We start from the raw sequence: 12,886 nt of genomic DNA on the forward strand, positions 1-12,886 counted from the left end.
GGCAAATAAAATAGATTAAACTTATTTTAGTTTCGTAAATATATAAAATTTATATAGTATTTATAACTTTTTTGAATCGTTTTTGTGAGTTGATAAGAACTGATAGTAAGTATGGCTGATTAGCCAACAAAATTATAAAGGGGAACACCATATGTACAACATAGGATTTGTCATGTTCGATAATACAGATGAAGAAAAATACATAGACCTGCTCAAGAGTACGCAGCTACATGTACATCCAATCAATAAAAAGGAAGTAGCAGAAACAATAGGTAATTATGAGGGGATTATTATCAATGAGCAGCACGCACATAATATTGGTATGATCTGTGAATTGATTATTCTATTAAAGAAGAAATCAGATATGTTTATCTGGGTAATTTCAGAACGTATGAATAAAATGAATCATATTGTTTATTTACAGCTGGGTGTTGATGGAATCCTTGATAATGAATCTGATTTAGAAGAAAGTAAACTTCTTATAATAAATGCATTCAACAGATACAATCAAACTCATCCAGATAGGGAAAAAATTGCAAACAATTACGATGGTAATATCGACTTTCAACTACGACCATGTAATTTTAGTGTGCTTTTAAATGGAGAAGAAATCAGTTTAACGAAATTAGAATTTAAAACAATCGAGTTCTTACATACGCAACAAGGTGTTGCCGTTTCTTATGAAGAGATTTATAAAAACGTTTGGGAAAACGACGGAGCTGACAAGCAGTATAGGGTATCAAATTTAATTTTTCATCTAAGACAAAAAATTGAAGCAGATGCAGCACATCCTAAATACATTAAAACAGTTCGTTCTAAAGGGTACAAGTTAACAGTAGAAAAACATCCATAGAACGATTTCTAACCACAAATGTCATGGCGGTTGTTCTAAAGACGATGACGGTGACAAACTACATTAAGTTTTCTCTTTTTCAAGCCAGTTGTTTAGCATAAACAAAAAATAGAGAAAATCAGTGTTCTTTTTGAAAAATCCAGTTAGAGAACAGCCATTCTCAATGGATCAATTATCAAAAGTAATCACTAATTTTCCCCTGCATTGTGAATGTATCAAAAATTAAGACAATTGGCAAGGAAAATAGAAATAAATTGTACGTTCTTTTAAGACAGACGTGCACAAAATTGTTTTTGGGGAGGAGTTGAGAATAGATGAAAATCGGAAAAAAGTCTTATTTTATAATTGCATTCGTTTTTCTAGTTAGTATTTTTACTACTATTTTATTGAAAAACACTACTCCAATGAAAGCATCAGAAGAAAACTATTCTATTACAACAGAAAAGGCCAATGCTGCTGGACAAGTACCAGTAACATTGACGATTTCTGAACCAACAGATGAAGAATTGATACTTTCACTTGAAGGATTCAACGATTTAAGCGCTACAGATTTAAATAATGGTGTTTCAGAGGAAAATCACCAAAAGATAGTAGTAACAGATACGAAAGATTCTAACGTGAAAAAAATTACTACCAAAAGTAGTGAAAAACCTCTAGAAATTGTTTTTTTCGCTAGTCAAGAAAATCAGACAATAGAAGGTAAACTAACGCTAACGAATGCAAATCAAGAAGTACTAGCTTCTAATAAAGTAATATTTTCAACTAATGAAACAACATTGGTCGATAAAATTGTTGAAAATAATTTATCTCTAACAAGAGAAGCAAATGAACCAACAGAAGGACCTGTTCCAGCTACACCAGAAGAAAAAGCTGCAGCAAATACTGCCGCTAATGTAAGATTTGGTTTTGATCCGTCGCAAAATTCAGTAACAGTTGATACTTGGGCAAACTTTAAGCTTGCATATCAGGATAACACCGTTACGAAAATTACGATGACAAAAGATATCTCGAATAGAGGAGTGAGCGGAGCCGCTAGTAACCTTGGTGAGAGATCTAAGTCCATTGAAATTGATGGTGGAGGTTTTTTACTTGATTTAAACGATCAAACACTTCGTTTAGCTGGTACACCAACAGATGGAATTGGTTTTGTCCACGTGCATAATATGTCTATCAAGCAAAATGTAACAGATGCTGGTTACAATGGCGGAACTTACAGTTGGGCATTTATCATGGGAAATAACGGAACCGCTTATGCTAGAAACTGGTACTTTAGAGTTGGAGATATTCGTAGTTTTGAAGAGGTCAATGGTGAAAAAGTTGCTCGTTTGATTCGTGGTACACGCAGTGAAATCACAGTTTACGGAAAAATGACACTATATACAACTTCTGAAAACTTTTATGCTGGTAGTGTCATTATTGAAGATGGTACAGAATGGTATGGCGTAAATACGACCTCTCCTTGGTCGTTGGTTTGGTATGAGCAAAATTCCTCTGGAACAGATACGGGTGCGGCTCAGAAATATATTGTAGGAAAGCATAGTTATATTTACTTACAAAATAGAGGAAACAATCCTACCTATCCATCCGTATTCAGCTACTATAAAGAATTAGAGGTTGGAGAAAACTCAATTTATAATGCAAATATGGCGGGAAATTCTGTAAGATTTGATAATCCGGGTGTTATGACCGTAAAAGCAAATGCAGTAGTCAATTTGCTGAGCCGAGGATCAGGTGAAGTCCTTCAATATTCTTCAAATGATGCTTCAGTGGTGGTTGAACCAAAAGGAAGTTTGTATGTTGTTGGAAATACAACAGGTGGAGTTGTCGGTTTAAATGGTGGAAGCAATCGTTCGCTAACGTTGAATTCACCAAAAGGATATGACATTCGAAACCGAAACAATAGTGGAAGAGCGATTGCAATGACTGCTGTTGCAACACAAACATTCAATATAAATGATTCTGATATTGATTTATGGACAGTTGGTAAAGATATGGCAGGCCCTTCACAAGAAACCTATGCTTTAGTGACAAACTTCAGTTCTACTGGTACGAACGTGATTACCACTTCTGAACCTGGGTTACAAACATTCAGATACGCAAACTATCGAAGAATTACTGGTATGAACTCTAAGCCTACAATGGAATGGTCACCAGTAACTGATGCAGATAAAACCTACCAAGCGAAAGTTAAAATTGGCATGACCCCATCAGATGATTTTGATGAAAATGGTAATGTCGTTTTGGTTCCAGTGTATGCATCTAAAGGTCAAGCATCTGTAACCTATACAGATACTTTCAATGAGATACACACAGCGTCAACTTTAGATGACGGTTTAGCACCATTTACTGACACAAAATTCAATATTGCGGGTAAACAAATCAGTGCTCATGCAGTTAGAGGACCATGGGTATCAGAACCTGATGAGGTAACAACAGTGATTGATGTTACTCCGCCGGAACCAGCAGTTGTAACGGGTGGAAAAGTCACAAATGCCATGAAGCAGCTAAGCGGGAAAGATGCCGAACCAAAAGCAAAGATTTACCTTGATATCAATGGTGTGCGTCAAAATGCCGTAGGAACTGTTAATGATGATGGAACATGGACATACAATCTACCTCATTATTTAGAAAAAGGCGACACAATCCAAATTTTCTTAGAAGATAATGCAGGGAAAATTACTGAATCACTGACTCCAGCAGCGCCATCTACTAACAGTGATACTGGTAATATCAATCCAGCAGCAAATATGACATATCGTGATGCAACATTTAAAGCTGCAACAAAGTATACAGTAGAAGATGTTCTTCCAGATAAACCGTTGATGGAAAAAACAGTTACTTCTTCAGGAGGGACCACAACGCAAGTTGGAGATAACTTGACGTATACACTAACAGCTAAAAACAATAAAGAAGCTTCCTATACTACACTTTGGACAAATACTATTGTGACAGATACGATTCCTACAGGTTTAGATTTTGATCCAGCAACTGCTGAAATAACAATTGACGGAGTTGTTGCTGAAACGCCTAAAGACTATTCTTATGATTCAGACTCACGATTATTAACAGTCAAATTGGGAAATCTAGCAACTGGGGAATCATCCGTTATCACGTTTAAAGCTCAAGTTGCTTCTTCTGCAGTAGGTACTGTGATTAGTAATAAGGCGGATGTTGTTGGCGATTCACCAAGAGAAACTCCGTTTGTTGAAGGACCGACTGATCCAGATGCTAAACACGAGACTTACAGCGCAACTTCTCAGGAAGCTAAAAACCCTGGGGGGACAGTCTTTGGAGTGCTAGAATTAGCTTCTGCACCAACAGAGATTGATTTTGGAAGCGTGAAGTATCAAGGGAAAAAGACTCGTATCAATTCAGCTGAGCATCGTGGAGCAGATTTAGTGGTCAAAGACAGCCGAGCAAATAAAAAAGGCTGGTCATTAACTGCGAAACTTACAACGCCGATGACGAGCAAAAATCCTGATGTACCAGAATACACATTGGATGGTGCTCTTAAATATGTTTACAAAAATAATGAGATTACCTTAAATGGTGGTGCTCAGGATATTATGATTCAAAATGCTAATGCCTCAACAGCAGAAACAACATATAACATTAGTGATACGTGGTCTGAATCTGGAGATGGTTTCAAATTTGAAACTTCAGCTCAAGATGTGAAAGCGCTAGGGACTTACCAAGGTGAGATCTTATGGGAATTGGGCGATACTCCATAAGAGTAAAGGAGATTTTTAATTTATGAAAAAAATATTCAGATCGATGATCGTCTCCTTTACTTTTGCATTAACGTTGGCAATCGTTTATCCGCTGAATGCTGCGGCTAAAGCAAATGGAGGAGAAGTTCAAACCAATGGTGTAATTAGCTTTTATGAAGACAGCTCGTCAACAGAATCTTCATCTGTACCAGAACTAACAACAAGTGACTCCAAAGTGGCCAAACCTGTTGGTCGTTATCCGAGTACAGGTGAGATGGTGAAAACAAGCCTTGTCTTTACAGGGGTTGCTTTAGTGGTAATTGTCTTACTTCTGCTTTTCTGGAAACGTAAGAAAGAGCACGAAGGGCGGGAAGAACGATGAGAAAAAAATCTAAATTAGTTCCATCATTCATTTTGTCGCTCGCAGTAGCCTTTTTAGTAGCAGGGTCAGGCCCGTATGCTTATGCTGAAACGGGATCGATTAGTGGTCCTGGAACAATTAAATTTGAGGGAGAGTATCCTCAAAATATTGTTGACCCTGAAAAACCAGGTGAAATTGTTGATCCTGGTGAATCTCCTAAATTAGAGGGAGATTTAAGAATCGATTTTGTGCCGAAATTCGATTTTTACCAGAATAAAATTTCTGATAAAGATGAAGTCTATTACGCCAATGCCCAAAACTTCTTTGGTGCAACGAAACCTAGAGGTAACTTTGTTCAGGTTACTGACTTGAGACAAAAGCCAACAGGTTGGACTTTACAGCTTAGACAAGAAATGCAATTCACCAACAATGATACGAAACATAAAGAAATCAAAGGCGCAATGCTTTCACTAGATAAATCTTGGGTGAATTCTACCAAAAATCTCAGTGAAGCACCACAGTTGTCAAAAGAAATTATCAACATAGACAATGTTGGGGCTTCCTACAATTTAGCTCAAGCTAGTTCAGGACAGGGCAGTGGAACTTGGACAATTTCTTTTGGGGCATCAGAAGAAAATAACAGTAACCAAAAGAATACATTAGAACCAAGACTGGATAAGGAAGGACAAGCGGTGCTTGATCCAATCTTTGATCAAAAACCTGTCTATCAAAATAAAGCAATTTCATTATCGATACCAGGAACAACGCTTGTTGATCCTGTACCGTACACTACGGTGTTAACTTGGATATTAGCCGAGTTGCCATAAATAACACACACACAACACACACACAATACTAGGAGGAAACACACATGAAAACAAAAACATTATGTTCAGTAGCATTATTAGCAGTAGTAGGAGCAAGCTTATCTTTACCAGTAGGGGCAAACGCTGAAGCAAAATCACAAGCAGCAAAAGGGACAATGACTTTTACTGAAGATAACGATCCTAAAGACGTGGTTGATCCAGAAGATCCAGAAAAACCGATCGTTGATCCAAAAGAACCAATCATCGTTAATCCAGATCGCGGTTCATTCAGTATTGATGCAGTAACTGAATTAGACTTTGGTACTGATAAAGTTAAAGCTTTTGCAACAAACCCTGAATATTTTGCGGCTGCTATTCCAGCGAAAAATGCTGAGGGTGATATCACTCGTGGAAACTTCGTTCAATTTACAGACGTACGTGGTACTGCAAACCATAAATATACGGTGAGTGCACAATTAACAAAACAATTTGAAGCTGGTGCAAATGCGGGTACTTTCTTGAAAGGTGCTACAATTGATTATTCAAATGCAGCAATCACTTCTAAAGACCCAGCAGCTCAATGGCCAGCAACTACAGTTGCAGGATTCCAATTGGCAGCTGATGCAGCTGGAACAGGCGCTGGAGATTCAGTACCAGTATTGGAAAACAAAGATGCTTCTAAAGGTATCGGAACTTATACAATCGAATTTGGTCAATATGGTGACGGAACTGCTGATACAACAGCTGAGTCTGTTAAATTAACTGTACCAAATACAAATATTTTATTAGCTGATACTTACACAGCTGAAATCACTTGGTCAATTGCTGAAGTATTATAATTTAAACTAAGTAATAGGTTGGATTATAAATGATACTTTAAGTAGTCATGTTTCAAATGAATGGCGAGACAGAAATTAAGAAGTACTTCTGTCTCTGCCTTTTTTAAAGAGAGGGATATCGATGAAGAAAAAGAATCTATTGTTTTTATTAACAACAGTTATTATCGCAGTATTTCTGCCAGTCACAACCTATGCGGAAGACAGCAGTAGCGGCAACGCAACTGGTTTTACATATGAATCGATCAAACCGGAAAATCAAAGAGACACAGGGGCAGGTTACTTTGATTTAAGGATGACACCTGGACAAAAACAAACAGTCAAAATTAGAATCAAAAATTTAGCTGCAGAAGAAATCGAAGTCTCTGTAAAACTCAATAGTACTAAAACAAATGCTAATGGAGTTGTAGAGTACGGTCCAACGACAATAAAAAAAGATAAATCGCTAAAATATGATTTTGAAAAAATAGTCAAAGCACCTGAGACAGTTAAAGTACCAGCAAAAGGTGAACAGGATGTCGACATAGAAATCAATATGCCAGAAGCTTCATTCGATGGAATGATTGCGGGTGGAATTCAACTACAAAAAGTTGAAAAAGAACAGAAAAATGAACCGAAGAAAACAGGGGTTATCAACAAATATGCTTATGTCATTGGGATGATCCTTACAGAAACAGATAAAGAAATACTACCAAATTTAGAATTAAACAAAGTTTATGCTGATCTAAATAATTTTAGAAATACTTTTTTCGTCAACTTCTCTAACGTTGAGGCAGCCTATTTAGAAAATATGACAACACAAGTTCAGATCATGAAAGATGATAGTGATGAAGTATTATATGAAACAAAACGTTCAGGTATGAGAATGGCGCCAAATACACTGATCAATTTTCCTGTGAGTATGGAAGGTGACCGGATGATAGCTGGAAATTACCATGCGAAAATCCTTGTAACAGCAGGGGATAAAAAATGGAACTGGGATGAGAACTTTAAAATCACTGATGAAGAAGCAGATAAGTTTAATAATCAAGATGCTGGTTTAGAAGATGTTCAAACGTTCAACTGGAAATTAATCGCAGGAATTATTGGTGGCGTCGTTGCCTTAGCAGTAATTATTTTCCTCGTAATCAGAACGATCAGTAAAAAGAATCAAGCGAAAAAAAAGCTAGCAAGAAAAAAGAAGTCAAGAAAATAACTAAAAAGGAGAAAGTGAGGAGGTAAAGAAATGACGATATTAGATTGGTTTTTTATTATTTCTTTGTCTCTAGCCAGTATCGGTTTAGTATTCTCAGGTATTTCTTTTTATCTGATGGCTCAAACGAAAAAGGCTTTAAAGAAAGTAAAAAGAACAAAAGTCAGTAAGAAAAAACGTAAACAAAAGAAATCTAAAGTCAAAAAGATGATGCAGAAAAGTAAAAAGCAACGTAACTGGGGTATGGCCTTGGTTATACTCTTTTTATTCTCTGGATTTGCTGCAGGTTATTCTTTGTACTATCAAGCGATGCATTTAAGTCAGAAAGATTCCAAGGCAGTGGTTCAAGGGTATTATCTAATGGATAATCTAGAAAAGGAACTAAAAACAGCAAAGACAACAGAGAATGATGTGAAATCAGGAAAAAATATCAAGCTACTAGCAGGACAGCTATCTAGTTACGGCATTTATAAAGCGACAATCAGAAATAGTGAAACTGGGCAAAAAAAATTGAATAAATACTATAAATCAATGAAAGAGTTAGGTATTAATCTGTCCTCTCAACCGAATGATTTCTTTAAAAATGAGACTCTTTTAACTGAGTTTGAAACAGATTTGACTGCAGTGAAGAAAAATCATGAAGAAGTTGTTCGCTACTTTAATATTAATAAAAATGCGTTGGTAAATAAAAAATAGCCTGGTGATTTTATGAAAAAAACAACTCAGAAAAAAGAGAATAGAGCTGTTAAGAAGAAGTCAGGGCAAAAAAGACAAGTCAAAGTGTCTCAGAGTGTTTCTAAAAAAATACGGAAGACATCAAAGAATAGTCAACCGAACAAACGAAGAAGAAAGAAAAAAAATAAGCGAAAAAAAAGATTTAGAAAATTCTACGTTCTTTTTTTGGAAATAGCGTTAACTTTCCTTGTGACGCTGAGTATTTTATATGTTCTTTCTCTTTTTACATTTGCATGTGCAAGGGTAGAAGGTTATTCGATGAGTGAAACGTTGGATGATGGTGACGTTGTTATGGTCAATAAAATGGCTAAAAAGAAGCGATTTGATCTTGTTTATCTCAAGGTGCCAAATTCAAAAGATAAGTCTGTGCGTCGAATTATCGGGTGTCCAGGGGATAGTTTATATTATAAAAATGGACAGCTCTTTATTAATGAACAAGAAAAAGATGAAAGCTTTATTGCGGATTATAAAAGACAATTTGAACAAGATGGAATGATTTATACAGAAGATTTTACATTAAAAGCATTGGCCGGCACTCCGACTATTCCTAAAGGAAAATACCTTGTTTTAGGAGACAACCGTCCCTACGCCACTGACAGTCGCTACTATAAACTTGTGGATGAAAAAGAGATTATTGGAAAAGTGGAAATGAGAGTTTTACCGCTGCATAAGATTCAGAAAGTTAAATAAATTATTATGAATATGTGATAATGTGGAAAAACTCCTAGCGCTGATAATCAAGTAAGTGCTGTGCAACATAAGCTCGAACCTTACTGTGTTCCAAAGTAATTTCGGCTTATTTCTGTAGGGGGTGCTTCTGCTCCAACCATTTATCTGGATTGCAAGGAGCTGAGATATAACTTGAAGAGTTATGTCTCAGCTCCTTGCGTTTTTTAGTGAAAAATAAAGTCAGTTAAAAAGCAAGTTTTTTCTAGCGATATCTGTTATAATTGAAACGTTACAAGTTCCCGAAAGGATTTGTCTAGAGCTGTATGAAAGTATAGGTGATACTCTCATTGTTTGACAAAGATGCCTTGTAACCGAATATAACTAGGGGGAATACATTATGACAGAGAGACATTTATTTACATCAGAATCCGTTTCAGAAGGACATCCAGACAAGGTTGCCGATCAAGTAAGTGACGCAATACTAGATGCCATTTTAGAACAAGATCCGACAGCCCGAGTAGCATGTGAAACAAGCGTTACAACTGGTTTAGTTTTAGTTTTTGGAGAAATATCTACAACAGCTTATGTAGATATTCAAAAAGTCGTTCGCCAAACGCTGAAAGATATTGGCTATACACGTGCTAAGTATGGTTTTGACGGAGACACTGTTGCTGTTTTAGTTGCAATTGATGAGCAATCACCAGATATTGCACAAGGTGTAGATGATGCGCTGGAAACACGCGGTGATAAAGATACTAAAGATGATATTGGTGCTGGAGATCAGGGCTTGATGTTTGGTTTTGCGGTTGATGAAACACCAGAATTGATGCCGTTACCGATTTCTTTAAGTCATAAACTTGTTCGCCGTTTGACGCAACTGCGAAAAGAGGAAAAGCTTCCTTATTTACGTCCAGATGCAAAATCTCAAGTGACTGTAGAATACGATGAAAATGGTAAACCACAGCGTGTAGACACCGTCGTGATCAGCACACAACATGATGAAGAAGCAACGTTGGAACAAATTCAAAAAGACGTGAAAGCTCTCGTCATTGATGAAGTGATTCCAGCCGAATTATTAGATGAAGAAACAAAATACTTTATAAATCCGACAGGTCGATTTGTTATTGGCGGACCGCAAGGCGATGCTGGTTTGACTGGACGAAAAATCATCGTCGATACCTACGGCGGTTATGCCCGTCACGGTGGCGGAGCCTTTTCTGGAAAAGATGCGACGAAAGTCGATCGCTCTGCAAGTTACGCAGCACGGTATATTGCTAAAAACATTGTTGCAGCTGGCTTAGCTGAAAAAGTTGAAGTTCAACTAGCTTATGCAATTGGCGTAGCACAACCTGTATCCATTTCAATAAATACTTTTGGAACAAGTGAAGTAGCTGAAAGCAAATTGATTGAAGCGGTTCGTAAAAACTTTGACCTGCGTCCAGCAGGAATAATAGAAATGCTTGACTTACGCCGTCCAATCTACAAACAAACGGCAGCATATGGTCATTTTGGTCGTACAGACATTGAACTACCTTGGGAGCAGACTGACAAAGTCGAGGCAATCAAGAAAAGCTTGATGGAGTAAACGAGGCGGCGCTACTAATGAAAATTAGTGGCGCCGTTTTGCTGTGAATCACCACGACTGGCTTCGCCAGAGTGGATGATTCACAGTACTTGGCGACCAAAGGGAGAGAAGTTACCATACTAGTGAAACACCAAACGCTGTAATACAAACTAACCAATAGAAGTTAGCAACCAAAGTGCTTGAAAGTACCAAACGCTGTAATCCCAAGTAACAAATAGAAGCTAGCAACCAAAGTGCTTGAAAGTACCAAACGCTGTAATCCCAAGTAACAAATAGAAGCTAGCAACTAAAGTGCTTATAATCACCAAATGCCATAAACCAAACAACAAATAGAAGCCAACAACTCACAAATTAGTTATGGATTAGGTTACAATAAACCTAAAAACTCTAATAGTAATGCAAAGTCTCACAACAATACCAAATAAACCTCTGTAAAATAATCATAAGTAACTAAACTACTAACCTAAAAAATACAAAAAGGATGGAGATACATGGAAAGAAAAACAAATGTCAAACTTGTAACGATCAGTGTTTTCGTTGCAACATTTATGACAGCAATCGAAGGAACAATCGTTTCAACCGCAATGCCGACGATCGTAGGCTCATTACATGGCATGGAGATCATGAACTGGGTATTTTCTATTTATTTATTAACAAATGCGATGTTAACACCTATCTATGGGAAATTAGCAGACAAAGTTGGACGCAAACCAATTTTTATGATCGGTATTATTATTTTTATTATTGGATCGTCTCTTTGCGGCTTGGCACAAAACATGATGACCTTGATTATTGCCCGAGCAATTCAAGGAATCGGAGCAGGGGCGATCATGCCTGTTGCTTTAACAATTTTGGCTGATATTTATTCAATTGATAAGCGAGCAAAAATGTTAGGCTTGAATAGTGCTGCGTGGGGGATTGCAAGTATTTTTGGCCCGCTTGCTGGAGGATTTATTGTAGATACCGTTGGCTGGCACTGGATTTTCTTCATTAATGTGCCAATCGGTCTTGTCTTAATGGGATTGATCGCTTACTTTTTAGTGGAGCCAAAACGAGAAAAAAGCAAAGTACCAATGGACATCTTAGGTAGTGTTCAACTGATGTTCGTTTTATTGACTCTATTACTAGGGTTTCAATTAATCGGTGATGGCGGTTTTGATTTAAAAGTGTTCCTTTGTTTAGGTGCGTCTGTTTTATTTTTTATCATGTTTATTTTTGTGGAAAAAAGAGCCAAAGACCCTGTTATTGATTTGATGCTGTTTAAAAACTCTACTTTTGTGATCGTCAATATTGTAGCTGCTTTGATCAGTGGCTTTTTAATGGGAGTAGAAGTATATATTCCAATGTGGATGCAAGGAGTGCTAGGAAAAAGTGCGGGAATTGGTGGTTTAGTATTGGCACCAATGTCGATTTTATGGATGGTAGGTTCGTTTATTGCCAGTAATCTAATGGAAAAACATACAACCAAACGAGTATTAACAATTGGTCTAAGCATTACTTTACTTGGTGGTATTTTCTTAGTATTGGTACCGGCAACAGTATCATTTGTTTGGTTTTTTGCGATTTCTTCTGTTTTAGGAATTGGTTTTGGGATCACGATTACAACCACAACAGTGACAGCTCAAAGCAGTGTGGATCCATCAGAAATGGGGGTAGCAACGTCATTCAATACGCTAGCTAGAACGATTGGTCAAACATTGATGGTGTCAATTTTTGGTGTCATTATTAATGCAGTGACAACTTCAGAACTAGCAAAAAGTACGTTGAAAGTTGATTCTGATGTCATGAATCAGCTTGTTAATCCACATACGGCTAACACGATTCCTGCTGATTTACTTAGACCTTTACGCGGTATGCTTTATACAGGACTTCATAACGTATATGTAGTCGGAATTGGGTTGATTATCGTTGCGATTATTTTGAATAGTAGTGTTAAAAAGAAAATAGTAAACGAATAGCAGTTAAACTTTCTTTATAAAATAGGACCATAGAATACGTGATTTTGACACACAAAGTTCATATTTACGTTGTACTATATAAACATACCCACAAAACAACAACATAAACAAAATTATTTTTCATTTTTAACTCCTCCTCTGCTCGTTCTTCATAGAAGAACGAGTTTTTTGTTTTGTTTAT

10 protein-coding genes and 1 riboswitch are annotated in these 12,886 nt (G+C 36.9%); all 10 genes read left to right on the forward strand.

The window, feature by feature from the left end; translation table 11 throughout:
- Positions 1–151: 151 nt before the first annotated feature.
- Complete coding sequence (locus I580_RS05675; protein WP_034860124.1) at positions 152–853, forward strand: response regulator transcription factor; 702 nt, start codon at positions 152–154, stop codon at positions 851–853.
- A gap of 314 nt (positions 854–1,167) precedes the next feature.
- Positions 1,168–4,584 carry an isopeptide-forming domain-containing fimbrial protein gene (locus I580_RS05680; RefSeq protein ID WP_010770998.1) on the forward strand — a complete coding sequence of 1,139 codons (3,417 nt, stop codon included), beginning with the start codon at positions 1,168–1,170 and terminating at the stop codon, positions 4,582–4,584.
- A 22-nt stretch (positions 4,585–4,606) separates the two neighbouring features.
- On the forward strand, positions 4,607–4,945 hold the full coding sequence (locus I580_RS05685) for an EF2685/EF0750 family sortase-dependent surface protein (protein WP_010770999.1): 339 nt from the start codon (positions 4,607–4,609) through the stop codon (positions 4,943–4,945).
- Complete coding sequence (locus I580_RS05690; protein ID WP_010771000.1) at positions 4,942–5,751, forward strand: WxL domain-containing protein; 810 nt, start codon at positions 4,942–4,944, stop codon at positions 5,749–5,751. Before I580_RS05685 ends, I580_RS05690 begins: the two co-directional genes overlap by 4 nt.
- A gap of 44 nt (positions 5,752–5,795) precedes the next feature.
- A complete protein-coding gene (locus I580_RS05695; protein WP_010771001.1) occupies positions 5,796–6,569 on the forward strand; it encodes a WxL domain-containing protein in 774 nt (257 codons plus the stop codon).
- A 121-nt stretch (positions 6,570–6,690) separates the two neighbouring features.
- On the forward strand, positions 6,691–7,761 hold the full coding sequence (locus I580_RS05700; RefSeq protein WP_010771002.1) for a WxLIP family cell surface protein: 1,071 nt from the start codon (positions 6,691–6,693) through the stop codon (positions 7,759–7,761).
- A 30-nt stretch (positions 7,762–7,791) separates the two neighbouring features.
- Complete coding sequence (locus tag I580_RS05705) at positions 7,792–8,454, forward strand: hypothetical protein (protein WP_010771003.1); 663 nt, start codon at positions 7,792–7,794, stop codon at positions 8,452–8,454.
- Between the two features lie 12 nt (positions 8,455–8,466).
- Positions 8,467–9,183 (forward strand): signal peptidase I, encoded by a 717-nt coding sequence (gene lepB, locus I580_RS05710; protein WP_245558635.1) that lies wholly within the window; start codon positions 8,467–8,469, stop codon positions 9,181–9,183.
- 263 nt (positions 9,184–9,446) lie between these two features.
- Positions 9,447–9,562, forward strand: a riboswitch (SMK box riboswitch).
- Complete coding sequence (metK, locus tag I580_RS05715; protein ID WP_010771005.1) at positions 9,560–10,747, forward strand: methionine adenosyltransferase; 1,188 nt, start codon at positions 9,560–9,562, stop codon at positions 10,745–10,747. It overlaps the preceding riboswitch by 3 nt.
- A 491-nt stretch (positions 10,748–11,238) precedes the next feature.
- Positions 11,239–12,705 (forward strand): MDR family MFS transporter, encoded by a 1,467-nt coding sequence (locus I580_RS05720; protein ID WP_010771006.1) that lies wholly within the window; start codon positions 11,239–11,241, stop codon positions 12,703–12,705.
- Positions 12,706–12,886: the final 181 nt, after the last annotated feature.

This window comes from Enterococcus caccae ATCC BAA-1240 (assembly GCF_000407145.1).
GTDB lineage: Bacteria > Bacillota > Bacilli > Lactobacillales > Enterococcaceae > Enterococcus_L > Enterococcus_L caccae.

Bases quoted from the DNA above. Each gene is read 5' to 3' on its own strand.
- I580_RS05720 (WP_010771006.1), top strand. From the start codon at position 11,239: ATGGAAAGAAAAACAAATGTCAAACTTGTAACGATCAGTGTTTTCGTT.
- I580_RS05705 (WP_010771003.1), top strand. From the start codon at position 7,792: ATGACGATATTAGATTGGTTTTTTATTATTTCTTTGTCTCTAGCCAGT.
- I580_RS05680 (WP_010770998.1), top strand. From the start codon at position 1,168: ATGAAAATCGGAAAAAAGTCTTATTTTATAATTGCATTCGTTTTTCTA.
- I580_RS05695 (WP_010771001.1), top strand. From the start codon at position 5,796: ATGAAAACAAAAACATTATGTTCAGTAGCATTATTAGCAGTAGTAGGA.
- I580_RS05700 (WP_010771002.1), top strand. From the start codon at position 6,691: ATGAAGAAAAAGAATCTATTGTTTTTATTAACAACAGTTATTATCGCA.
- lepB (WP_245558635.1), top strand. From the start codon at position 8,467: ATGAAAAAAACAACTCAGAAAAAAGAGAATAGAGCTGTTAAGAAGAAG.
- I580_RS05675 (WP_034860124.1), top strand. From the start codon at position 152: ATGTACAACATAGGATTTGTCATGTTCGATAATACAGATGAAGAAAAA.
- I580_RS05685 (WP_010770999.1), top strand. From the start codon at position 4,607: ATGAAAAAAATATTCAGATCGATGATCGTCTCCTTTACTTTTGCATTA.
- metK (WP_010771005.1), top strand. From the start codon at position 9,560: ATGACAGAGAGACATTTATTTACATCAGAATCCGTTTCAGAAGGACAT.
- I580_RS05690 (WP_010771000.1), top strand. From the start codon at position 4,942: ATGAGAAAAAAATCTAAATTAGTTCCATCATTCATTTTGTCGCTCGCA.